Source organism: Mesorhizobium atlanticum (assembly GCF_003289965.1).
GTDB classification, from domain to species: Bacteria; Pseudomonadota; Alphaproteobacteria; order Rhizobiales; family Rhizobiaceae; genus Mesorhizobium; species Mesorhizobium atlanticum.
Window position 1 is genome coordinate 674,315 of sequence record NZ_QMBQ01000003.1, and the last position, 23,295, is coordinate 697,609.

Below are 23,295 nucleotides of genomic sequence, written 5' to 3' on the forward strand. Positions count from 1 at the left end.
CATAAAGAACGCGCCCGGAAAGTCAAGCCCGGGCGCCTTCTTCACCTCATTTCGGCATGGCTGGGTTCACCGCTTCAGGCGTTGTGCTCGACCAACTGCCCCTTCTTTTTCCAGTCGCCGGTAGTATTCCACCAGCGGTTCGGATTGGCGCGGTCGTCGAGGCCCTTGGAGCGGCTGGCTAGCAGCGGCTGGATGCGGATGACGGGCTCCTGGTAGGAATGGGCCTGGAATATCGCCTCGGACGACTCGGGCGGCGAGTGCCTGGTCGTCGGCGATCTCGAACGACACCTCGACGGTGCCGGGTCGCCGGCGCAGTTCGCTCTCGGCACCGGCGGCGGCGCCCTCGAGCGGCCGGTAGCGCTCGATGCCTTGCGCCGACTGATAGGCGTTGCTGTCATATTTGCCCATGCGCAGCGGCGTGATCGCCACCACCGCCTCCATGATGCGCTCGACATCGGCGGCCGGCGCCTGGAATGTGACGAGCAGAAGCAACTCCATTCTGAGGGATCTGGTTTCAAAGCCGCTGTCGATCATCGCAATTCTCCTACCTCGCGTTGGAGGCAGGGTATAGCAGGAGTGCTGCTGACACGGTGATGTCAGCAGACCCTGTGCCGGCGGCGTTCGCCGCTAGATGATCTTTCGCACCAGCCTAACCAGGACCAGAAGCATGTATGCGGCGAAGAACAAAGCCAGCGACCAGCCGAAGCCCGAGGGGCCGAAGGCGTCCATGCCGATGCCGATCGCCTGCGGGCCGATCACCATGCCGACACCGTAGCACAACACGAAGGCCGCGTTGGCGGATGCCAGCTCATGGCCGGAAAGCTGGGAACCGAGATGGGCAAGGCCGATCGTGTACATGGCCGCGACGACGCCGCCCCAGACGAACAGCAGGGCGGCCATAAGATGCCAGTTCTGCGCGAAGAAGGGCATGAATACGGTGCCGATCAGGCCGACGGTGGCGCAGGCCAGGAGCAGGTAACGGCGGTCCGAAACACGGTCGCTGATCATGCCGATCGGGATCTGCAGGAGCACGTTGCCGAGCCCGATCATGGTCAAAAGAAGCGCTGCGTCGGCCTCTGAATAACCGATGCGGCTGCCATAGATGGGGAAGAGCGAGAAGCCGCCGGTCTCGACCGCACCGAAAACAAGCACGGCGAAGGTCGCGGTCGGCACTAGCCAGACGTAGCGCAGGAAATGGCTGGTCTCGCTGTCGGCGACGATGGTCGGGCTCTCGTTGCGGGCCGCCAACACGGGAATCGCGGCAAGCGTGACCAGCGCTATGGTGACGCCGAATGGCAGGAAGCCCGAACTGCCGAGATGGGCGAACAGCCACGGTCCGGCGGCGAAGCCGAGCGACAGCACGGTGGCGTAGATGCCAAGCACAAGGCCGCGGCGGTTCGGCGGGGCGGAGGTGCTGATCCAGAATTCCGACAGGATGAACAGCACCGTCAGCGAGATATGCAGGGCGACGCGGAGCGGGAACCACATCCAGAAATCCGGCGCGAAGTGAAAGCCGACAAAGGCGAGCGCGCCGATGGCGATCATCAACAGCATGGTCCAGGCGACGCCAAGCCGCATGGCAAGCGGGGTTGCAAGCGGCGCGCCGGCGATCGAGGCGAGGCCGGCGACGGCCGTGTTGAGGCCGATCATCGAAGCGGAGTGGCCGCGGCTTTCCAGAATGACGCTGAGCAGAGGCATGCCGAGGCCGATGGCGATGCCGACGACGCTGATCGAGGAGATCGCCGCGACCATCGGCAGCCAGTGTACGCGTTCGCCGCCCTGTTGTTGGGTATCGACCGTCATGGGATCAAAATGCTCTGCTTCTAAAGGACTTCGCGGACAAAGCGGTTGCGGACGAGCCGGAAGAACGGCACGGCGCCCCCCGGCCGCAGCAAGGGATCGTCGGCAAGCCGACCTTCCAGTTCTTCCAGGATCATGCCGGTGATGTCGGGAATGTCGGCCTTGCGGGCATCGGCAAGCGGCAGCCAGACGAGTTCCTCCAGCTCGTTGGTCGGGCCGCCACCGGGCAGCTCCACGGCTACGTCGTGGCGCCAGGCGCTGAAGAAGCGCGTGTCGAAACGGCGCACGCGATTGGGCGGGGTGATGGCGCGAGCGATGAAGCGGAGCACGTCCAGCGACGGGATAACGCCATGTTCGGCAAAACCCTGCCAGTCGCGCTTCGCGGTCGAGAAGGCGCCCCTACGGCCAATCAGCAGGCCGGCTTCCTCATAGGTCTCGCGAATCGCCGACAGGGCGATTGCCCGCGCCCGCGCCGCGCTGGCGCGGCCGGGGCCGGCGACCAGCTTTTTCTCTTCTTCGTCGCGCAGAGGCGCGCCGACGGAAATGCGGCTGTCCGCGGGATCGGTGCGGCCGCCGGGAAAGACGAATTTTCCGGGCATGAAGGCATGCCTGGCGTGGCGCCTGCCCATCAGCACCAGGACATCCTTGCCCCGGCGATCGAGCAGAATGAGGGTCGCGGCATCACGCGGACGCAACGCCCGGCCGCTGCGCACGGCCAGGCCCTTATCGAGCTTGTCGACATCCGCCTTGGTCATTCCTTCCATGCGCCCGACCTAGCGGAAACTTCCCTGATGTGAAAGTGGCTTGCGCGTCGCGGCTTTTGAACCAGGGCGGACAGCGGTGCGACCTGGCTTACGAATGGCTCTCGAATTCGTCCTTCTCGTCGCCGAAGCCGTGCATATAAAGCGCCCATTGCAGGCCGATGACAGCGCCCTTGACCGGCTGCAGCAGCGCGACGGCCAGAATGATGGTAAGCGGCACCCAGATCAGCGCGTGCTGTAAGTTCGACAGCGTGGTGGTCGCCTCCACCGCCATGAAGGAGCCAACCACGATGTGGCCGACAATGACGATGACCAGATAGGCTGGCAGGTCGTCCGCGCGATGGTGGTGCAGCTCCTCGCCGCAGACCTCGCATTTGTCCACGGATTTCACGAAAGCGTGGAACAGCTTTCCCTTGCCGCAATGCGGGCAGCGACCGAGCAAGCCGCGCTTGATAGCCGTCCACAGCGGGCGAGCGACGCGGCCCGAATGATGCTCGCCGCCGAAAACCTGTTCTTCCGCCTGAAAGTTACTTGGCATTACCGTCTCCTGCCGCGCGGTCCGACGCGCGATTGCGACGCGCGGGCGCGGCCCTTGGCCTTGTGGAACGACCGCTTCGAGCCGGGCAGGGGCTTCGGGTCGGTCAGCATCTCGAAACGCATCGCGCCGGCCATCGGCGCGACCTCGACCAGCCGGACTTCGACGCGGTCGGCAAGCTGGTAGCCTTTGCCGGTGCGTTCCCCGAAGAGCGATCGGGCGGTTTCCTCGTAGATATAGTAGTCGCCGCCCAAAGTTGACACTGGAATAAAGCCGTCGGCGCCATACTGCGGCAATTGGACAAAGAGCCCCGCCTTGGTGACGCCGGAGATGCGCGCGTCGAACGTGTCATTGACGCGCTCGGCGAGATAGGCGGCGATCAAGCGGTCGACTGTGTCGCGCTCGGCAGCCATCGCGCGGCGCTCGGTGGCAGAGATCAGCGCGGCGACTTCTTCCAGCCGGTCCGTCTCCTGCTGTGTCAGCCCGCCTTGCCCGAGGCCAAGCGCCGAGATCAGCCCCCGGTGCACGATCAGATCGGCATAGCGGCGGATCGGCGAGGTGAAATGCGCGTAGCGCCGGAGGTTGAGGCCGAAATGGCCGATGTTCTTCGGCGAGTACTCCGCTTGGCTCTGCGAGCGCAGCACCACTTCATTGACCAGCGCCTCGTTGTCGGCGCCGCGCACCCGTTCCAGAATGCCGTTGAACTGGCTGGGCCGCATCTGCGCGCCGCGCGCCAGTGACAGGCTTAGCGTCTGCAGGAAGTCGCGCAGCGATTCCTGCTTGGCAAGCGACGGCGCGTCATGGATACGGTAGACGAGGGGCTCCTTCTTGCCCTCCAACGTCTCGGCGGCCGCGACATTGGCCTGGATCATGAACTCCTCGATGAGCTTATGCGCATCGAGACGCTCCGGCACCACGACGCGGTCGACGGTGCCATCGGGCTTGAGCAGGATCTTGCGCTCCGGCAGGTCGAGCTCCAGCGGCTGGCGGGCGTCGCGGCCGCGCTTGAGCACCGAATAGGCATCCCAAAGCGGCTTCAGGACGCTGTCGAGGATCGGCCGCGTCTTGTCGTCGGGGACGCCGTCGATCGCCGCCTGCGCCTGCGGATAGGCGAGCTTGGCCGCCGATTTCATCATGACGCGGTGAAAGGAATGCCTGAGCTTGCGGCCTTCCGAGGAGAAGGTCATGCGCACGGCGATCGCCGGCCGGTCCTCGCCCTCGCGCAGCGAGCACAGATCATTCGAGATGCGTTCGGGCAGCATCGGCACGACGCGGTCCGGGAAATAGACGGAATTGCCGCGCTTCAACGCCTCGCGATCGAGCGGCGTGCCGTAGCGGATATAGGCGGCGACATCGGCGATCGCCACGGTGACGACAACGCCGCCGGGATTCTTCTCGTCCGTATCTGGTGCGGCGAAGACAGCGTCGTCGTGGTCCTTGGCGTCGGCGGGGTCGATGGTCACCAGCGGCAGGTCGCGCCAGTCCTCGCGATGAGCAAGCGTGGCCGGCTTCACCGCCTCGGCCTCGGCAATCACGTCCGCCGGAAAGACATGGGGAATGTCATGGGCGTGGATGGCGATCATCGAGACCGCCTTCTCGCTGGTGAGCGACCCCAGCACCGCCAGCACCTTTGCGCGCGGCAGGCCGAAGCGCGAAGCGCGCGCCGGCTCGACTTCGACGAGGTCGCCGTTGCGGGCGCCGTTCTGGAGCTCCTTGTCGACGATCAGCTCCGGCTGGCGCCGCTCGACGGGCTCGATGCGGAATGTGCCGTCCTTCAGCACGCGAAAGACGCCGAGCACCGCGTCACTGCGTTTCTCGAAGATCTTCATCACCCGGCCGGTATAGGCAGGGCCTGACGGATCGTCGGTCGGGAAGGTTTTGGCAAGCACGCGGTCGCCGATGCCGGGAACCGGGCCGCTAGCACCGCGCGAAATGCGGATGGCAATGACGGGCGGCGAACCGGCGCCGGTATATTCGCTCGGATTGGCCAGGAGCACGCCGTCGTCGTCGCGGCCGAAAATGTCGAGCACGGCGACGTGCGGCACGGCGCCGGCGCGGGTGAGGCGCTTCCGCTCCTTGTTGAGCAGACCCTCGTCCTGTAGGTCGCGCAGCATGTCTTTCAGCCAGACGCGATCCTCGCCGCGCAGCGCGAAGGCCTTGGCGATTTCGCGCTTGCCGGAACGGTCGGGATTTTCGGCGATATAGCGCAGGATCTCGTCGCGCGAGGGCCGATAGTCGTCCTTGACCTTGGCTCTGGTGTCGGCGTGGCGCGGATCGCCGTGGCTTCGTCCGGAGATCCTGCGCGCCACGTCCTGCTACCCCTTCTTTGCCGCCCTGCGGAAGGGCTTCTTGCCGCCTCCGCCTTTGGCTTCCTTTTCGGCGATCAGGGCGAGCGCCTCTTCCATCGTGACCGATTGCGGGTCCTTGCCCTTGGGCAGCGTCGCGTTGACCTTGCCGTAATTGACATAGGGCCCGTAGCGGCCGTCGCGCACGACGATCTTGCCGCCGCCGTCGGGATGGTCGCCAAGCTCCTTCAGCGCCGCCGGCGTGGCGCCGTTGCGGCCGCCCTTGCCCTTCTGCTGCTTCTCGGCGATCACCGAGACGGCGCGGTTCAGGCCGATCGAGAACACGTCCTCGATGCTCTCCAGATTGGCGTAGGTGCCGTCATGCAGCACGAACGGGCCGTAGCGCCCGAGACCGGCCGAGATCATCTTGCCGGTTTCGGGATGTTTTCCGACATCGCGCGGCAGCGACAGAAGCGCCAGCGCCTTCTCATGGTCGATCGACTCGGGCGTCCAGCCCTTAGGCAGGCTGGAGCGCTTGGCTTCCTTGCCTTCGCCGCGCTGGATATAGGGGCCGAAACGGCCGCTCCTCAGCGTGATTTCCTCGGCCGTGTAGGGATCCTTGCCGAGCAGCTTGACGCCGTCCTCGCCATTGCCGTTCTCGCCATTGGGGTTGGCGGCGTCGCCGAGCTGGCGGGTGTAGGAGCACTCCGGATAGTTCGAGCAACCAACGAAAGCGCCGAACTTGCCAAGCTTCAGCGACAGGTTTCCGGTGCCGCATTTCGGGCAGATGCGCGGGTTCGAGCCGTCCTCGCGCTCCGGGAAGACAAGCGGTGCTAACTCTTCGTTGAGCGCATCGAGCACGTCGGTGACGCGCAGCTCCTTGATGTCGTCGACGGCACCAGAGAAATCCTTCCAGAAGTCGCGCAGAACGTCCTTCCAGGCGAGCTTGCCGTCGGAAATCTCGTCGAGCTTTTCCTCGAGCGATGCGGTGAAGTCATATTCGACGTAACGCTCGAAGAAGCTCTCGAGGAAGGCCGAGAGCAGCCGGCCCTTGGCCTGCGGCACCAGCTTGCGCCGGTCGATGGTGACGTAGTCGCGGTCCTCGAGCGTCTTCAGGATCGCGGTGTAGGTCGACGGCCGGCCGATGCCCAGCTCTTCCAGCTTCTTGATCAGCGACGCCTCGGAATAGCGCGGCGGCGGCTCGGTCGTGTGCTGGGTGGCGTTGATCGCCTGGCGGGCGAGCTGCTCGCCGGAGCGGATCTCGGGCAGGCGGCGGCTCTCCTCGTCCTCCGCGTCCTCGTCCTTCTGGTCGGTATAGGCGGCGATGAAGCCGTCGAAGCGGACGACCGAGCCGATAGCGCGCAGCTCCGCCGTGCGGGCGCCGTTGACGGCCTCGATCTCGACCGTGGTGCGCTCGATTTCGGCCGGCTGCATCTGGCTGGCGATGGCGCGCTTCCAGATCAGCTCGTAAAGACGGGCCTGGTCGGCGTCGAGATATTGCCGAACGGAAGCCGGCGTGCGCCGGAAATCGGTCGGGCGGATCGCCTCATGCGCTTCCTGAGCGTTCTTGGCCTTGGTGGTATAGAAACGCGGCTTCTCCGGCAGGTATTTGGCGCCGAATTCGCTGACGATGGCGTTACGGGCAGCCTCGATCGCCTCCGGCGCCATCTGCACGCCGTCGGTTCGCATATAGGTGATGAGACCGGCAGTCTCGCCGCCGACATCCATGCCTTCGTAGAGCTTTTGCGCCACCTGCATGGTGCGCGTGGCCGAGAAGCCGAGCCCGGAGGAGGCGGCCTGCTGCAGCGTCGAGGTGGTGAAGGGCGGGCCGGGATTGCGTTTTGTCGGCTTGGCCTCGACCGACACGGCCTTGAAGGTCGCGCCTTCCAGCATCGCCTTGATGTCGTCGGCCTGCGCCTTGTTGGCGATGTCGAGTTTTTGCAGCTTCTTGCCGGCAAAGGCGGTCAGCCGCGCCTCGAAACTGTCATTGCGCGGCGTGTTGAGGATGGCGGCGATCTGCCAGTATTCCTCGCGGATGAAGCGCTCGATCTCGGATTCGCGGTCGCAGACGAGACGCAGCGCCACCGACTGGACGCGGCCGGCGGAACGAGCGCCCGGCAACTTGCGCCACAGCACCGGCGACAGCGTGAAGCCGACGAGATAGTCGAGCGCGCGGCGGGCGAGGTAGGCGTCGACCAGCGGCGCGTCGATCTGGCGCGGATTGGCCATCGCGTCGAGCACCGAGGCCTTGGTGATGGCGTTGAAGACGACGCGGCTGACCGGCTTGTCCTTCAGCGCGCGCTTCTGCTTCAGGACTTCCAGCACATGCCATGAAATCGCCTCGCCCTCGCGATCCGGGTCGGTGGCGAGGATCAGCCCGTCGGCGTCCTTGACCGCCTTGGCGATGTCGGCGAGGCGCTTGCCGGACGCCGTGTCGACCGACCAGGACATGGCGAAGTCTTCGTCAGGGCGCACCGAACCGTCCTTGGCCGGCAGATCGCGGACATGGCCGAACGAGGCCAGAACCTTATAGTTCTTGCCCAGATATTTGTTGATTGTCTTCGCCTTGGCCGGCGATTCGACGACGACGACGTCCATGAGGTCTCTTTAATCAGCTGTGAGGTGGCGGAAGAAACTCCGCGACGCACGACGAAATCCCACTCTTTTCGTCGCTCACATGGCCGCGCTTTTGCAATCGGTCAAGGGGAGGCGGCCAATTTGGGAAGCGGCCGCCGACGATACACTCTTAGAGTGTATGGCAAAGATCACTTTTTTAGGGATCGCGGGGGTCGCGCTTCGAGCAGGGCGGACGACCAGTGAAAGACGACTGGCTGCCGGATCAATGAAACCCGCCAGCCGGATCGCTCAATGAGGCGAGCTCAATCTGCCTTGACGACGTGCCAGGCTCCGGCGACGCCTTCGCCGGTCATGTCGCCGGCCTTCTTGTCCTTGACGAAGGTGTAGACCGGCTTGCCGTCATAGGCCCACATGTGGGTGCCGTCGGTGCGCTTGACGACAGACCATTCGCCTTCGGTCTTCGCGCTCGCCTTGGCTTTCAGCGGCGGCCAGTTGGCGGCGCATTTGTCATAGCAGTTGGACTTGCCCTTCTCGTCCTTGTCGAAAGTGTAGAGCGTCATGCCCCTGGCGTCGGTGTAGATCTTCGTGCCGCCAACCTCGGCTTCCTTCCAGGCCTCGGCGGCCTGGGACGCGGCGGTGGCGAGCAGAAGGGCGGCAAACCCGAGTGCGATCGTTTTCATGCTGAAATCTCCCTGAGAACAAGCGCGCGGCGATCGCGCGCCCGTCCGGACAACGCGTAGAAGCGGCGGTTTCTTCCTTCGCGAGGCGGCGACGTGCCACACAATGGTGATTGGCGAAGAGCCATTCGCGTCGCTATATCGGCGCCAGCAACAATCAGGGCGGACGAAATGGCATTGGACATCGGCTATGTCAGCGCGGTCGGGGCGGGGGCGATCTCGTTCCTGTCGCCTTGCGTGCTGCCGCTGGTGCCACCCTATCTCTGTTACATGGCCGGCGTGTCGGTCGACGATTTCCGTGGCAATCATGGCGTGACAGCGCGGGAAGGCACGCGCGGCGCGCTGCTTTATGCCTCGCTTGCTTTCGTGCTCGGCTTCTCCACGGTGTTCGTCGCGCTCGGCGCCGGAGCTTCGACCATCGGCAGGCTGCTGCGCGTCTGGCAGGAGCCGCTGGCGATGGCGGCCGGCGCGCTGATCATAATCATGGGGCTGAACTTTCTAGGCATATTGCGCATTCCGCTGTTGTCGCGCGAGGCGCGCTTCCAGTCGCAGGGCAAGCCGGCAAACATGGTCGCCGCCTATGTCATGGGTCTGGCCTTCGCCTTCGGCTGGACGCCCTGCATCGGCCCGGTGCTGGGGCCGATCCTGACCTTGGCCGGCGGGCGCGAAACGGTGGGTGAGGGCGCGCTGCTGCTCGCCGCCTATTCGCTCGGGCTCGGCATTCCATTCCTGATCGCGGCGCTGTTTTCCGGCGCTTTCATGCGCTTCCTCGGCAAATTCCGCGTCCATCTCGGCCGCGTCGAGAAAGGGATCGGCGCGCTGCTGGTCGTTGCCGGGGTGTTTTTCCTCACGGGCGGCGTGCAGAGTGTCTCCTACTGGCTGCTGGAGAATTTCCCGGTGCTGGGGCGGCTGGGGTAATTTTGCCTCCTGGGAGCCGGATCGAACCGAGGATCCGCTGATTAAGAGCCAGCCGCTCCGCCGTCTCACCGGAATTTAACCGCATTGGTGCAGCATCACGCCGCTGCTAGCATGCATTGATTCAAACCTTTTCATACGGTTGCACCCATGAGCCAGAGAACCTGCCTGTCCGTCATCCTCGCTGCCGGCGAGGGCACTCGCATGAAAAGTGGGATGCCCAAGGTGCTGCATGCCATTGCCGGCCGGCCTATGGTGGCGCATGTCGTGAAAGCGGCCGAGGCGGCCGGCGCGACGGGCCTGGCGCTGGTGATCGGGCACGGCGCCGACGAGATGCGCAAGGCGGCGCAGAAATTCGCGCCCGAGGCGGAGACTTTCGTGCAGGAAAAGCGGCTCGGCACCGCCCATGCCGTGCTTGCCGCGCGTGAGGCGATATCAAAGGGTTACGACGATATCCTGGTCATGTTCGGCGACACGCCTCTGATCGATGCGGGCGCGCTGGCCGCCGCGCGGCAGAAGCTCGCCGACGGCGCTGCAGTAGCTGTGATCGGCTTTCGGCCGCCCAGCCCGACCGGCTATGGCCGGCTGATCGAAAAAGATGGCCACTTGGTCGCCATCCGCGAGGAAAAGGACTGCTCGGAGGAGGAAAAGAAGATCGGCTTCTGCAATGCCGGGATGATGGCGGTGGCGGGCAAGCATGCGTTGCGGCTGCTGGACAAAGTCGGCAACAAGAACGCCAAGGGCGAATACTACCTCACGGACATCGTCGAGATCGCTTGCGCGGAAGGGCTTGACGTCGTGGCAACGGAAGCGAGCTTCGAGAATGCGCTCGGCATCAACAACCGGGCGGAGCTTGCCGAGGCGGAGGCTATATGGCAGGCCCGCCGGCGGCGCGAGGCGATGCTGTCCGGCGTCACGCTGATCGCGCCCGAAACCGTCTATTTCTCGCACGACACCGAGATCGGCGCCGACACGATCGTCGAGCCGAATGTCTGGTTCGGGCCGGGCGTCAGAATAGCCTCGGGCGCCAAGATCCATGCCTTCAGCCATATCGAGGGCGCAACGATTGCGTCCAATTGCGATGTCGGGCCGTTTGCGCGGCTGCGGCCGGGTGCAGACCTTCGAAACAAGGCAAAGGTCGGCAATTTCTGCGAGGTGAAACAGGCGACGATCGAAGAGGGCGCCAAGGTCAACCACCTGACCTATATTGGCGATGCGCGCGTGGGTGCCGCTGCCAATATCGGCGCTGGCACCATCACCTGCAATTACGACGGCTACTCGAAATTCTTCACCGATATCGGCGAGGGCGCCTTTGTCGGCTCGAATTCCTCGCTGGTGGCGCCGGTCACGATCGGCAAGGGCGGCTATATCGCCTCCGGCAGCGTGATCACCGAAAGCGTGCCGGACGACGCGCTGGCCTTCGGCCGCGCCCGCCAGAAGACGATCCCCGGCAAGGGCAAGGAATTGCGCGAGCGCTTCGCCTCGGCCGCAGCGGCAAGGAAGAAGGCGGCGGCGGAATGATCTCCAGCGCCTCTTCAAGGAGGCGGCCGCAGCTCGATCAGATATGAACGAGTGGAGACCGGGGCCCTGAAAACCCAAGCGGTTCAGGTAACTGGATTGCAAGCGCCGTCCGGCATGGTGCATGGAGCAAAAGACCGTTCCGCTGACACGGAACGAAACGCAAAGTGACTTTCGCGGCAGGCCGGCAATCCCTAGATAACGCCGGGTTTTCCGCTGGGAATCGGGGGTTATCGCATGTGCGGTATCGTTGGAATCGTCGGCCGAGGCCAAGTCGCGCCACTCATCGTCGACGCGCTGAAGCGGCTTGAATATCGCGGCTACGACTCGGCCGGCGTCGCCACCATCGAGAAGGGCGAGCTTGGACGCCGCCGCGCCGAAGGCAAGCTCATCAATCTTGAACGCCGGCTGAAGGACGAGCCGCTCGACGGCACGATCGGCATCGGCCACACGCGCTGGGCGACCCATGGCGTGCCCAATGAGACCAACGCGCATCCGCATTTTTCCAAGGGCGTCGCCATCGTCCACAACGGCATCATCGAGAATTTCGCCGAGCTGCGCGACGAACTCAGCCGCGATGGCTACAGCTTCACCTCACAGACCGACACCGAGGTCGTGGCGCATCTCGTGGCGCGCGAGCTCGCCAGGGGTCTGAAGCCGGTGGAGGCCGCGCATGCGGCGCTTAAGCGGCTGTCCGGCGCCTTCGCGCTGGCGATCATGTTCCAGGGCGACGAGGACCTGATCGTCGGCGCCCGCAACGGTCCGCCTCTGGCCGTCGGCCATGGCGATGGCGAGATGTTTTTGGGCTCGGATGCGATTGCGCTGGCGCCCTTCACCAACTCGATCACCTATCTCGAGGATGGGGACTGGGCGGTGGTGCGCCGCGAAGGCGTGACCATCTACGACGTCGACGGCAAGAAGGTCGACCGCAAGCGCCAGCAGTCGCTGTCGACCAGCTTCATGGTCGACAAGGGCAACCGCCGGCATTTCATGGAAAAGGAAATCCATGAGCAGCCGGAGGTGATCTCGCACACGCTGGCGCACTACGTCGATTTCGTCTCCGGCGTGTCGAAGCCGCTCGACCTGCCGTTCGACTTCGCCAGGATCGGCCGGCTGGCGCTCTCGGCGTGCGGCACCGCCTATCTCGCCGGTCTGATCTCGAAATACTGGTTCGAGCGCTACGCGCGGCTTCCCGTCGATATCGATGTCGCGTCCGAATTCCGCTATCGCGAGATGCCGCTGTCGGCCAACGACGCGGCCTTCTTCATCTCGCAGTCGGGCGAGACCGCCGACACGCTGGCTTCGCTGCGCTATTGCCGCCAGGCCGGCATGAAGATCGGCGCCGTGGTCAATGTGCGCGAATCGACCATGGCGCGCGAATCCGACGTTGTGCTGCCGACGCTTGCCGGCCCGGAGATCGGCGTCGCCTCGACCAAGGCTTTCACCTGCCAACTGTCGGTGCTGGCGGCGCTGGCGGTGCGCGCGGGCGTGGCGCGCGGCACGATCTCGCCCGACCAGGAAAAGCAGCTGGTGCGCGAGCTTTCCGAAGCGCCGCGTTTCGCCACCCAGGTGCTGAAGCTCGAGGAGCAGATCGAACGCATCTCACGCGAGCTCTCACGCTACAAGGACGTGCTCTATCTCGGCCGCGACACCAATTTTCCTCTCGCCATGGAAGGCGCGCTGAAGCTCAAGGAGATTTCCTATATCCATGCCGAGGGCTATGCCGGCGGCGAGCTGAAGCACGGGCCGATCGCGCTGATCGACGAGAACATGCCGGTGATCGTCATCGCGCCGCATGACCGCATTTTCGAAAAGACGGTGTCGAACATGCAGGAAGTGGCGGCGCGCGGCGGCAAGATCATCCTGATCACCGACGCCAAGGGCGCGGCGCAGGCCGGCGTCAAGACGATGGAGACGATCATCCTGCCCGACGTCCCGGAGATCATTGCGCCGATCATCTACGCGCTGCCGATCCAGATGCTGGCCTATTTCACCGCCGTCTTCATGGGCACCGATGTCGACCAGCCGCGCAATCTGGCGAAGTCGGTGACGGTGGAGTAACTGGATATACGCCTTTCTGGCAAAGGCGTTCTTTAAAAACTTCGCAGTTCCAAACTGGCTCGCGGTTCATTAATCTTGCAGCGCAACATGCGCCGCGGTGAACCCATGTCCGACGCCCTGAAGACTTCTGGCATGACCCGGCTGAGGAACTATTTCCTGACCGGCTTCGTCGTCTGCGCGCCGCTGGCGATCACGGCCTATATCGCCTGGTCGCTGATCGGCTGGGTCGATTCCTGGGTGAAGCCTTACATTCCGGCCCGCTACAATCCCGACACCTATCTGCCGTTCCCGGTTCCGGGCTTCGGGCTGATCGTGGCGCTGGTGCTGATCACGCTGATCGGTTTCCTGACGGCCAACATCGTCGGCCGCGCCATCGTCAATTTCGGCGAGCGGCTGCTTGGCCGCATGCCGCTGGTGCGCGGCATCTATGGCTCGCTGAAGCAGATTTTCGAGACGGTGCTGTCGAACAAGGGCGATATGTTCCGCCAGGTCGGCCTGGTCGAATATCCGCGCAAAGGTGTCTGGTCGCTGGTCTTCGTCGCCAGCGAGAAGGAAACCGAGATCAACCAGAAGCTCGACCAGGAAGGCGATCCGCTGATTGCGGTGTTCATGCCCTGCACGCCCAACCCGACCACCGGTTTCCTGATGTATGTGCACAAATCCGAGATCGTGCTGCTCGACATGTCGATCGAAGACGGCGCCAAGCTGATCGTCTCGGCAGGCATGGTGGCGCCTGAAGTCAAGGCCAAGCTGGTGACGCTGAATGGCGAACCCGTCGAAGGCGGTCTCGCCAACCCGCCAGTCGGCGCTCAGCCGGCGCGCAGCAGCCGTACCGCCTCGTCGCGGCCGAACAGGTAGAGCAACAGGCGCAGCGCCTCGCCGCGTTCGGACTGCAGTTCCGGGTCGCGCGACAGGATCAGCCGCGCGTCGTCGCGTGCCGCTTCCAGCAGGTCGGCGTGGAATTCAATCCGCGCGACCTGGAAGCCGGGCGTGCCGGACTGTCGGGTGCCCAGCAGTTCGCCTTCACCGCGCAGTTTGAGGTCCTCTTCGGCGATGCGGAAGCCGTCCTCGGTCTCGCGCATCACCGAAAGCCGGCGTTTCGCGGTCTCGCCGAGCGGCTCCTTGTAGAGCAGCACGCAGGAGGACGGTTTGTCGCCGCGCCCGACGCGGCCGCGCAGCTGGTGCAACTGGGCAAGGCCGAAGCGCTCCGCATGCTCGATCACCATGATGGTGGCATCGGGCACGTCGACGCCGACTTCGATGACGGTGGTGGCGATCAGGATGCGTGTCTCACCGTCCTTGAAGGCGCGCATGGCCTCGTCCTTCTCCGCGCCCTTCATGCGGCCGTGCACGAGGCCGATCCGGTCGCCGAAGAGCGGTTTCAGCGAGGCAAAGCGATCCTCCGCCGACATCAGTTTTATTTCCTCGGATTCCTCGACCAGCGGGCAGATCCAGTAGATTTTTTGCCCCTCCGCAACCGCATCGCGCATGCGGCCCACCAATTCGTCCAGCCGCTCCATCGGCAGGGTCACGGTGCGGATCGGCTGGCGCCCGGCGGGTTTCTCGGTGAGCTTCGAGACGTCCATGTCGCCGAAGGCGGTCAGCACAAGCGTGCGCGGGATGGGTGTGGCCGTCATCACCAGCATGTCGGGCGCATCGCCCTTGGCGGTGATGGCCAGCCGCTGGTGAACGCCGAAGCGATGCTGCTCGTCGATGACGGCCAGCACCAGGTCGTGGAATGTCACCGTTTCCTGGAACAGCGCATGCGTGCCGACAACGATGTCGATCGCGCCGCTGGCAAGGCCTGCAAGCGTCTCAGTACGCTCGCGACCCTTCTCGCGCCCGGTGAGGATGGCGAGGCGCAAGCCGACTTTCTCGGCCAAGGGCGCGATGGTTGCCAGATGCTGGCGCGCCAGGATCTCGGTCGGCGCCATCAGCGCCGCCTGGCCGCCGGCCTCGACCGCGCGCGCCATGGCAAGCAGCGCCACCACCGTCTTGCCGGAGCCGACATCGCCCTGAAGCAGGCGCAGCATGCGTTCGTGATCGGCAAGGTCGGCGTTGATCTCGCCGAGCGCGAATTCCTGGCTGGGGGTCAGCCTGTAGGGCAGGGCGGCGCGCAGCTTCTCGACGATGCGGTCGTCGCCGATGAGCGGCCGGCCCGAGAGGCGTCGAATTCTGGCCCGCACCAGCGCCAGCGACACCTGGCCGGCCAGCAATTCATCATAGGCGAGGCGGCGCCAGGCGGATCCCTCGACGGCGACGTCGATGGGGTCGTTCGGATAGTGGATGCGGGCAAGCGCATCGCCGAAGGATGGAAAGGTGTGCCGACGCATGAAGGCGTCGTCCTGCCATTCGGGCAGTTCAGGCAACCGGCCGAGCGCCTGTCCGATGGCGCGGCGCAGCACCTTGGCCGACAGGCCGGCGGTAAGCGGATAGACCGGTTCGACCAGCGGCAGGCCCCCGGCCTCGTCGATCGGTGCGATGTGATCCGGATGGACCATGGTCGGGCGGCCGTTGAACCACTCCATACGACCGGAGATCACCACACGCTCGCCTTCGGGAAGCATCTTCTGCAGATAGGCGGCATGGGCATGGAAGAAGGTCAGCGCAACCTCGCCGGTGTCGTCATGAGCGTAGACGCGGTACGGTACCGACCTGTTGCCGCGCGGCGGCGGCTGATGGCGATCGACCCGCACTTCCAGCGTGACGATCTGGCCCTCGGCCGACAGCGCGATGCCGGGCCGGTTGCGGCGGTCGATCACGGTATTGGGCAGCAAGAACAGAAGATCGGCGGCGCGCGCTGCGCGATCGCCGAGATCGGCCGGCACGACACGCTCGATCAGTAAGCCGACCTTCGGGCCGACGCCGGCAAGCGAAGTGATCGGGACGAACAACGGATCGAGGATGGTGGGGCGCATCGTGTCAGCTTATGTCGCGACGGCGGCAGCGCAAGGCTGACACCGCTCTCTATCCACGCTATATGCGCCGCTTCGAACAGGGATAGCGTGCCATGACCGGAACACAGCGATCAAGCGAGGGGTTGGATGCCCGCCGCCGCAAGCTCCTGTTCCGCTCCTGGCATCGCGGCATGCGCGAGATGGACCTGATCCTGGGTTCCTTCGCCGACGCCGAGATCGGCGCCTTGACCGGCGATGAAATCGACCAATATGAGAGGCTCCTCGAAATTCCCGACAACGATTTCCTGCCGATGGTCACGGGCGAGCACCCGGTCCCGCCCGATGTCGATTGCGCGGTGCTGCGGAAAATCATGGCGTCGCGCCGGACCATGACATTTTGAAAAACGCATATCCATGAGCCTCATTCCTTCCATCGGCCTGCCCAAGGGCCGCGCCGGCCAGTTCATCGTCGACGGCGTCGCCGACGGCTACGAAGCCTTCGCCCTGGTCCAAACCGCGCAGGAGATCGCGCCCGACAAGCCGGTGCTGTTCGTCGCGCGCGACGGCCAGCGGTTGCCGGCAATCATCGAAGCGCTTGCCTTTGCCGCGCCCGGCCTGCCGGTGCTGGAACTGCCGGCCTGGGACTGCCTGCCTTACGATCGCGTTTCGCCGGGAGCGGACGCCGCGGCGCGACGGCTCGACGCCCTTTCCGCCATGATCGCGCTGGCGAAGAAACCGCACCGCGCCGTCATCCTTACGACCGCCAATGCGCTGCTGCAGCGCATTCCGCCGGCCGAACTGATCGAAGCGCAGACCTTCCATGCCAAACCCGGCAACCAGATCGACATGAACGTGCTGATCGGGCGGCTGGAGAATTCCGGTTTCGAGCGCGTGCCGACCGTGCGCGATGTCGGCGAATTCGCCGTGCGGGGCGGCATTCTCGACCTTTTCGCGCCCGGCTGGAGCGAAGCGCTCAGGCTCGACTTCTTCGGCGATACGCTGGAATCGATCCGCGTCTTCGACGTGGCAACACAGCGCACCACCGGGCAGCGCAAGTCGATGTCGCTGCAGGCGATGAGCGAGGTGGCGCTGACGCCGGAGACGATCAGCCGCTTCCGCCGCTCCTATATCGAGGCTTTCGGCGCGCCCTCGCGCGACGACGCGCTCTACGCCGCCGTCAGCGAAGGCCGGCGCTTCGCCGGCATGGAACACTGGCTGCCCTTCTTCTATGAGCGGCTGGAGACGGTGTTCGACTATCTGCCGGATGCGCCTGTCGTCTTCGACCACCTGGCGCATGAGGCGCTGGCCGAGCGCCACACGCTGATCCTCGACCATTACGAGGCGCGCCGGAAGCAGGCCGACAACGCGCTGAAGGATGCCGTGCCCTACAAGCCGGTAGCGCCGGACCTGCTTTACCTGTCGCCGGAGAACCTCAAAGCCTCGCTCGGGCCGCGCGAGGACATCGACTTCACCGTGTTCGACGCGCCCGATGTCGGCAGCAAGAAGGTTTTTCACGCCGGCTCGCGGCAGGGCCGTAGCTTTGCGGAAGAGCGCGCCGACCCGAACATCAACGTCTTCGATGTCGTCGTGAAGCACATCGCCGATGAGCGCGCCGCGCGTCGCCGCGTCATCGTCGCCGGCTGGACGGAGGGATCGCTCGACCGGCTCGGCCAGATCCTGGCGGAGCATCATCTTGGCAATCTGAAACCGGTCGCGACGCTTGCCGAGGTCGAAAAGCTCGAGCCGGGGCAGGCGGGCTTGGCGGTGCTGCCGCTCGAATCCGGCTTCGAGACGGACGGTCTGGTCGTCGTCGCCGAGCAGGACATCCTCGGCGACAGACTGATCCGGCGTTCCAAGCGCAAGAAGAAGGCTGCCGATTTCATCGCCGAGGCCTCGTCGCTGTCCGCCGGCGACATCGTCGTCCATGCCGACCATGGCATCGGCCGCTTCGTCGGCCTGCGCACCATCGAAGCGGTCGGCGCACCGCATGACTGTCTCGAAATCCACTATGCGGGCGACGATCGTCTGTTCCTGCCGGTCGAAAACATCGAGCTTCTGTCACGCTACGGCTCGGATTCGGCCGAAGCAACACTCGACAAGCTGGGCGGCGGCGCCTGGCAGGCGCGCAAGGCGCGGCTGAAGCGTCGCCTGCTCGACATGGCCGGGCAATTGATCCGCATCGCCGCCGAGCGGCAGATGCGTTCCGCGCCTGCGATGATCCCGGCCGAGGGGCTCTATGGCGAGTTCGCCGCGCGTTTCCCCTATGAGGAAACCGACGACCAGCAGACGGCGATCGATTCCGTGATGGACGATCTCGGCGCCGGCAAGCCGATGGACCGGCTGGTCTGCGGCGACGTCGGCTTCGGCAAGACGGAAGTGGCGCTGCGCGCCGCCTTCATCGCGGCGATGGAAGGTTTCCAGGTCGCTGTCGTGGTGCCGACGACGCTTTTGTCGCGCCAGCATTTCAAGACCTTCTCACAGCGCTTCTCCGGCCTGCCGATCCGCATCGCCCAGGCGTCGCGCCTGGTCGGTTCCAAGGAACTGGCCGAAACCAAGAAGGGTGTTGCCGAAGGCACGGTCGACATCGTCGTCGGCACGCATGCGCTGCTCGGCAGCTCGATCTCGTTCAAGAATCTCGGGCTCCTGATCATCGACGAGGAGCAGCATTTCGGCGTCAAGCACAAGGAGCGGCTGAAGGAGCTCAAGAACGACGTGCATGTGCTCACGCTGTCGGCGACGCCGATCCCGCGCACGCTGCAGCTGGCGCTGACCGGCGTGCGCGAGCTGTCGCTGATCGCCACGCCGCCGGTCGACCGCATGGCGGTGCGTACCTTCATCTCGCCCTTCGATCCGCTGGTCATCCGCGAGACGCTGCTGCGCGAGCGCTATCGCGGCGGCCATTCCTTCTATGTCGTGCCGCGCATCAGCGACCTGGCCGAAATCCATGATTTCCTGAAGGAATCCGTGCCGGAGCTGAAGGTGGCGGTGGCGCACGGCCAGATGCCGCCGGGCGAGCTCGACGACATTATGAACGCCTTCTACGACGGCCAGTACGATGTGCTTCTGTCGACGACCATCGTCGAATCCGGCCTCGACATCCCGACAGCAAACACGCTGATCATCCATCGTGCCGACATGTTCGGGCTGGCCCAGCTCTATCAGCTGCGCGGTCGCGTCGGCCGCTCGAAGGTGCGCGCCTATGCGCTGTTCACGCTGCCGGCCAACCGCAAGCTCACCGATACGGCCGAGCGCCGCCTGAAGGTGCTGCAGTCGCTCGACACGCTCGGCGCCGGTTTCCAGCTCGCCAGCCACGACCTCGATATTCGTGGCGCCGGCAATCTTCTTGGCGAAGAGCAGTCGGGCCATATCAAGGAGGTCGGCTTCGAGCTCTACCAGCAGATGCTGGAGGAGGCGGTGGCCGAGGTGAAGGACACCGGCGAGGTTCAGGACAGCGGCTGGTCGCCGCAGATCGCGGTCGGCACCGCGGTGATGATCCCGGAAAGCTACGTGCCCGACCTGCAGCTCCGCATGGCGCTCTACCGGCGCCTCGGCGACCTCGAGACCACCGAGGAAATCGACGGTTTCGGCGCCGAGCTTATCGACCGTTTCGGGCCGCTGCCGGAAGAGGTGACGCATCTGTTGAAGATCGTCTTCATCAAGGCGCTCTGCCGCAAGGCCAATGTCGAGAAGCTCGACGCCGGCCCCAAGGGCGTGGTCATCCATTTCCGCAAGCGCGAATTCCCCAATCCGGTCGGGCTGGTCAAGTTCATCGGCGAGCAGGGCTCGCTGGCCAAGATCAGGGCCGACCACAGCGTCGTCTTCATCCGCGACTGGCCGAATGCGGAGAAGCGGCTCGCCGGCTCGGCCGTGGTGATGACGCAGTTGGCGCGGCTGGCCGACAAGGCGGCGTAGCAGCATCGGGACCATTCGCCACTGCTGAAAAACCCGGCTAGAATAGGCAGTCGGCTTCGTGTAAGGAGCCGCGACCTCTTTTTGGGGCGAAAATAGCGGGCGAGGTTGCTCGCTGAGAAGAGTATTGGGTGCAGCGATGACGAAATGGTCGCCGAATTCGTGGAGAGAAAAGCCGATCAAGCAGGTTCCGGCCTATCCGGACCTTGCCGCGCTGAAGGCGACGGAAGCCCAGCTCGCCACTTTCCCGCCGCTGGTTTTTGCCGGTGAGGCGCGCAAGCTGAAGAAGCAGCTGGCGGCGGTCGCCGCGGGCGAGGCCTTCCTGCTCCAGGGCGGCGACTGCGCCGAGAGCTTTGCCGAGCACGGCGCTGACAACATCCGCGACTTCTTCCGCGTCTTCCTGCAGATGTCGGTGGTGCTGACCTTCGCCGGCGCGCAGCCGGTGGTGAAGGTCGGCCGCGTCGCCGGCCAGTTCGCCAAGCCGCGCTCCGCCGACAACGAGACCAAGGGCGGGGTGACATTGCCGAGCTACCGTGGCGACATCATCAACGGCATCGAGTTCGACGCCAGGTCGCGCATCCCGGATCCCGCCCGGCAGGAGATGGCCTACCGCCAGTCGGCCGCGACGCTCAACCTTCTGCGCGCCTTCGCGCAGGGCGGCTATGCCAGCCTGGAGAACGTGCATCGCTGGATGCTGGGCTTCGTCGCCGACAGCCCCCAGGGCGAGAAGTACGAATCGCTGGCCAACCGCATCACCGAGACGATGGAATTCATGCGCGCGGTGGGCATCACGTCGGAAACCAATTTCGCGCTGCGCGAGACGGATTTCTACACCAGCCACGAGGCACTGCTGCTCGGCTACGAGGAGGCGCTGACGCGCGTCGATTCCACCTCCGGCGACTGGTACGCCACGTCGGGCCACATGATCTGGATCGGCGACCGCACCCGCCAGCCCGACCATGCCCATGTCGAATATTGCCGCGGCATCAAGAACCCGCTTGGCCTTAAATGCGGACCTTCGCTGACGCCGGATGGTTTGCTGGAATTGATCGACCTGCTCAATCCCGAGAATGAGCCTGGCCGACTGACGCTGATTGCGCGCTTCGGCTCCGACAAGGTGGCCGAGCACCTGCCGAAGCTGGTGCGGGCGGTGAAGAAGGAAGGCCGCAGCGTCGTGTGGTCGTCCGATCCGATGCATGGCAACACCATCGAGGCGGCCGGCTACAAGACGCGGCCGTTCGACCGGATTCTCAAGGAAGTGCAGACCTTCTTCGAGGTGCATCGCGCTGAAGGCACGCATCCGGGCGGCATCCACGTAGAGATGACCGGCAAGAACGTCACCGAGTGCACGGGCGGCGCCCGCGCCATCACGGCCGAAGACCTGCAGGACCGCTATCATACCCATTGCGATCCGCGCCTTAACGCGGATCAGGCGATCGAACTCGCCTTCCTGGTCTCGGACCTGCTCAAGAAGAGCCATCCGATCCAGCACAAGCAGGTCGCCAACGCCTGAGCAGCGCTTGGCGCTTGATCATTGGAGGCGCCGGCAAAACCGGCGCTTTTCAATTCAGGCGAGTGGATCACGCTTGGCCGGTCATTCCGGATCGGGCGGCCCGGGCGGGTCTCCCGGGAAACTGGCTCTGCCGGGTGGAATGACGGCAAAGTTGATCTCCAGGGGCGGCGCCCTGAGCGACCAGTCGAAAGACACCGTCTTGACCGGCAGGCCGTCGATCCAGGTCGATTGCTGCGGCGTGAGTTGCCAGCCTTTCGGCCATACCAGCAGCATTCCCTGATCCCGCAGGCGCTGGTCCGTGATCCATGGTGCGAGGCGCCTGTCGAGAGCCGTGAAGATGGAAGGCTGGTCCGCGGCTTCCAGTCCGGCAAGCCTGGCCACGCCGTCTTCGCCGCCGACAATGCCCAACGGCGCGGGCACCGCTTCATGCCAGATCGCCTCGGCCGTCCGTGAAATCGATTGCGCCGGCCAGCACACCGGCTGCAGGCGACCGCGGACGTTGCAGCCGGTCCAGCGGGTGACGGCGTAGGCGCTCGATACGGCGACCACGCATAGCAGCGCCAGCACCGTCAACCGGCGCAATTCCGCTGCTCCCAGCCGGTGACCCAGGAGCGCGATCGCCAGGGCGCCCACGAGATTGTACATCGTCGCGCCCCAGGATTCGCCGGTGCCTGTGAACAGCGAGGCGATCATGACGAGGAGCGCCGGTCCCAGGCCCATCCATGCCAGGTAGATAACCGCGCGTCGCTCGGGAGCCGGGTTGGGCTGCAAGGGTTCCTGCGCGGGGCTCGCTCGCCGCCGCAGCAGGCCGGAAAGAGCAAGAACGACGGGAACAGCAGAAAGCCCGGCAAGCTGAACGCCGATATAGTAAAGCCGGGCGCGGTGGACGAGGACCCACTCGTTGCGGTGCGCGGCGTAGGTCAGCGGCAGGAAATCGAGTCGGAAAAGCTCGACCGCCAGCGGCGCCGCGATGCCAAGGAAAACCGCAAGGCCAAGCCACGGCCACGGGGTGGCGAGCCGGCTCCGGGCGCGGCTATCGTATAAGAGCCAGATGCCGCCGAAAGCCAGCAGCAAGGCCGTCGAGAACTTGGCGTAGAGTCCCAGGCCGGAGACGACGCCGAGGGCGAGCCACCAGCCGGGCCGTCCGTCGCGCGCCGAGCGCCACAGCAGCCATGATATGCCGGCCCAGAAAGGCATCTGCGCATAGTCGTGGTTGAATTGGGGGGTCGGCCAGCCGAAGAAGTAGATCGAGGGCATCAACAGCACGGCGGCGAGCGCGCGGGTCGAACCCATGATGTCGCGCGCGAGAAGGTAGACCAGGACGAAAGTCGTCGAGATCAGCAGTTGCGAAAGCATATATTGCGGCCAGCGGAACGAGCCGGTCAGGAGATGGCTGATCTCGAGCAGCCAACAGGGCAGCTGCGGGTGTTTATAGGTCAGCAGAACCCATTCGCGGCCCCACATGAACCCCTCGACGACGTCGTTTGGCGGCCCAACGTTGACGAGCGCCGGCATGACGGTCCAGCAAGCGATCTGGGTGAGGCACAAAAGCGCCAGCAATCGCCATGGATGCCTGACGAGGCCGTTCCAGATCGAGGGCGCATTGCCTTCCGCGGCGGCTGCCGCCGGCCAAGGATGGACGGATTCGCTGGTTCTCGACATGCGGGCCTAAAATCACACCGGTGGATTGCTGAACAGTCCGATAGCAAAAGCTTACGAAAATGTATGCTGCCGCAACATCGTAAAACCAAGATTGCGATGGAACCCGTCGCCGGCGCTTCGGGCGGAACCGTGGCCCGGCTGAATGTTGGTTGAGCCGGTCGCCCCCAAGGCGTCGCGGTCCTAGC

15 protein-coding genes and 1 pseudogene are annotated in these 23,295 nt (G+C 64.9%); 7 read left to right on the forward strand and 9 right to left on the reverse strand.

All coding sequences use genetic code 11. The annotated features are described in order from the left end of the window. Positions 1–74: 74 nt before the first annotated feature. The 7 genes and pseudogenes from DPM35_RS12945 to DPM35_RS12975 all read right to left on the reverse strand — a co-directional run bounded on the left by DPM35_RS12945 (position 75) and on the right by DPM35_RS12975 (position 8,638). A pseudogene (locus tag DPM35_RS12945) lies at positions 75–534 on the reverse strand (YqfO family protein). Between the two features lie 93 nt (positions 535–627). Continuing rightward, entirely contained in the window at positions 628–1,803 is a 1,176-nt protein-coding gene (locus DPM35_RS12950; RefSeq protein ID WP_112127633.1) for an MFS transporter, read from the reverse strand. Between the two features lie 20 nt (positions 1,804–1,823). After that, positions 1,824–2,564: an NUDIX hydrolase gene (locus tag DPM35_RS12955; RefSeq protein WP_112127634.1), complete on the reverse strand. Its 741-nt coding sequence runs from the start codon at positions 2,562–2,564 to the stop codon at positions 1,824–1,826. Positions 2,565–2,652: 88 nt separating this feature from the next. Then, positions 2,653–3,099: a DUF983 domain-containing protein gene (locus tag DPM35_RS12960; RefSeq protein ID WP_112127635.1), complete on the reverse strand. Its 447-nt coding sequence runs from the start codon at positions 3,097–3,099 to the stop codon at positions 2,653–2,655. Continuing rightward, on the reverse strand, positions 3,099–5,405 hold the full coding sequence (gene rnr / locus DPM35_RS12965; RefSeq protein WP_112127636.1) for a ribonuclease R: 2,307 nt from the start codon (positions 5,403–5,405) through the stop codon (positions 3,099–3,101). Before rnr ends, DPM35_RS12960 begins: the two co-directional genes overlap by 1 nt. Before the next feature lie 6 nt (positions 5,406–5,411). Further along, positions 5,412–7,979: a type I DNA topoisomerase gene (gene topA, locus DPM35_RS12970; RefSeq protein ID WP_112127637.1), complete on the reverse strand. Its 2,568-nt coding sequence runs from the start codon at positions 7,977–7,979 to the stop codon at positions 5,412–5,414. Between the two features lie 281 nt (positions 7,980–8,260). Beyond that, a complete protein-coding gene (locus tag DPM35_RS12975) occupies positions 8,261–8,638 on the reverse strand; it encodes a COG4315 family predicted lipoprotein (protein ID WP_112127638.1) in 378 nt (125 codons plus the stop codon). 168 nt (positions 8,639–8,806) lie between these two features. Here DPM35_RS12975 and DPM35_RS12980 point away from each other — a divergent pair, with 168 nt between their 5' ends. From DPM35_RS12980 to DPM35_RS12995, 4 genes are all read left to right on the forward strand, one after another. Next, entirely contained in the window at positions 8,807–9,553 is a 747-nt protein-coding gene (locus tag DPM35_RS12980; RefSeq protein WP_042644161.1) for a cytochrome c biogenesis CcdA family protein, read from the forward strand. Between the two features lie 147 nt (positions 9,554–9,700). Further along, positions 9,701–11,071 carry a bifunctional UDP-N-acetylglucosamine diphosphorylase/glucosamine-1-phosphate N-acetyltransferase GlmU gene (gene glmU / locus DPM35_RS12985; protein ID WP_112127639.1) on the forward strand — a complete coding sequence of 457 codons (1,371 nt, stop codon included), beginning with the start codon at positions 9,701–9,703 and terminating at the stop codon, positions 11,069–11,071. A gap of 234 nt (positions 11,072–11,305) precedes the next feature. Continuing rightward, positions 11,306–13,129, forward strand: a complete 1,824-nt coding sequence (gene glmS, locus DPM35_RS12990) for a glutamine--fructose-6-phosphate transaminase (isomerizing) (protein WP_112127640.1) — start codon at positions 11,306–11,308, stop codon at positions 13,127–13,129. A gap of 105 nt (positions 13,130–13,234) precedes the next feature. After that, positions 13,235–13,987, forward strand: a complete 753-nt coding sequence (locus DPM35_RS12995; protein ID WP_112127641.1) for a DUF502 domain-containing protein — start codon at positions 13,235–13,237, stop codon at positions 13,985–13,987. Here the strand turns inward: DPM35_RS12995 and recG are convergent. Beyond that, a complete protein-coding gene (gene recG / locus DPM35_RS13000; RefSeq protein ID WP_112127642.1) occupies positions 13,939–16,047 on the reverse strand; it encodes an ATP-dependent DNA helicase RecG in 2,109 nt (702 codons plus the stop codon). The two genes, DPM35_RS12995 and recG, sit on opposite strands and share 49 nt — an antisense overlap. A gap of 92 nt (positions 16,048–16,139) precedes the next feature. Between recG and DPM35_RS13005 the strand changes: the two genes are divergently transcribed. The 3 genes from DPM35_RS13005 to DPM35_RS13015 all read left to right on the forward strand — a co-directional run bounded on the left by DPM35_RS13005 (position 16,140) and on the right by DPM35_RS13015 (position 21,448). Continuing rightward, positions 16,140–16,427, forward strand: a complete 288-nt coding sequence (locus DPM35_RS13005; RefSeq protein WP_112127643.1) for a succinate dehydrogenase assembly factor 2 — start codon at positions 16,140–16,142, stop codon at positions 16,425–16,427. Between the two features lie 13 nt (positions 16,428–16,440). Beyond that, on the forward strand, positions 16,441–19,938 hold the full coding sequence (gene mfd, locus DPM35_RS13010; protein WP_112127644.1) for a transcription-repair coupling factor: 3,498 nt from the start codon (positions 16,441–16,443) through the stop codon (positions 19,936–19,938). Between the two features lie 136 nt (positions 19,939–20,074). Beyond that, the gene (locus tag DPM35_RS13015) at positions 20,075–21,448 is read left to right on the forward strand and encodes a class II 3-deoxy-7-phosphoheptulonate synthase (RefSeq protein ID WP_112127645.1); all 1,374 of its coding nucleotides are present in this window, start codon (positions 20,075–20,077) and stop codon (positions 21,446–21,448) included. A gap of 81 nt (positions 21,449–21,529) precedes the next feature. On the opposite strand, the gene DPM35_RS13020 is transcribed toward DPM35_RS13015, so the two are convergent. Continuing rightward, a complete protein-coding gene (locus DPM35_RS13020) occupies positions 21,530–23,110 on the reverse strand; it encodes a glycosyltransferase family 39 protein (protein ID WP_112127646.1) in 1,581 nt (526 codons plus the stop codon). Between the last annotated feature and the right edge of the window lie 185 nt (positions 23,111–23,295).

Excerpts from the sequence above, each read along its gene's own strand:
- DPM35_RS12955 (WP_112127634.1), bottom strand. The coding sequence starts at position 2,564 with ATGGAAGGAATGACCAAGGCGGATGTCGACAAGCTCGATAAGGGCCTG.
- DPM35_RS12950 (WP_112127633.1), bottom strand. The coding sequence starts at position 1,803 with ATGACGGTCGATACCCAACAACAGGGCGGCGAACGCGTACACTGGCTG.
- glmU (WP_112127639.1), top strand. The coding sequence starts at position 9,701 with ATGAGCCAGAGAACCTGCCTGTCCGTCATCCTCGCTGCCGGCGAGGGC.
- topA (WP_112127637.1), bottom strand. The coding sequence starts at position 7,979 with ATGGACGTCGTCGTCGTCGAATCGCCGGCCAAGGCGAAGACAATCAAC.
- DPM35_RS12980 (WP_042644161.1), top strand. The coding sequence starts at position 8,807 with ATGGCATTGGACATCGGCTATGTCAGCGCGGTCGGGGCGGGGGCGATC.
- DPM35_RS12995 (WP_112127641.1), top strand. The coding sequence starts at position 13,235 with ATGTCCGACGCCCTGAAGACTTCTGGCATGACCCGGCTGAGGAACTAT.
- recG (WP_112127642.1), bottom strand. The coding sequence starts at position 16,047 with ATGCGCCCCACCATCCTCGATCCGTTGTTCGTCCCGATCACTTCGCTT.
- DPM35_RS13020 (WP_112127646.1), bottom strand. The coding sequence starts at position 23,110 with ATGTCGAGAACCAGCGAATCCGTCCATCCTTGGCCGGCGGCAGCCGCC.
- glmS (WP_112127640.1), top strand. The coding sequence starts at position 11,306 with ATGTGCGGTATCGTTGGAATCGTCGGCCGAGGCCAAGTCGCGCCACTC.
- DPM35_RS12975 (WP_112127638.1), bottom strand. The coding sequence starts at position 8,638 with ATGAAAACGATCGCACTCGGGTTTGCCGCCCTTCTGCTCGCCACCGCC.
- mfd (WP_112127644.1), top strand. The coding sequence starts at position 16,441 with ATGAGCCTCATTCCTTCCATCGGCCTGCCCAAGGGCCGCGCCGGCCAG.
- DPM35_RS13005 (WP_112127643.1), top strand. The coding sequence starts at position 16,140 with ATGACCGGAACACAGCGATCAAGCGAGGGGTTGGATGCCCGCCGCCGC.
- DPM35_RS12960 (WP_112127635.1), bottom strand. The coding sequence starts at position 3,099 with ATGCCAAGTAACTTTCAGGCGGAAGAACAGGTTTTCGGCGGCGAGCAT.
- DPM35_RS13015 (WP_112127645.1), top strand. The coding sequence starts at position 20,075 with ATGACGAAATGGTCGCCGAATTCGTGGAGAGAAAAGCCGATCAAGCAG.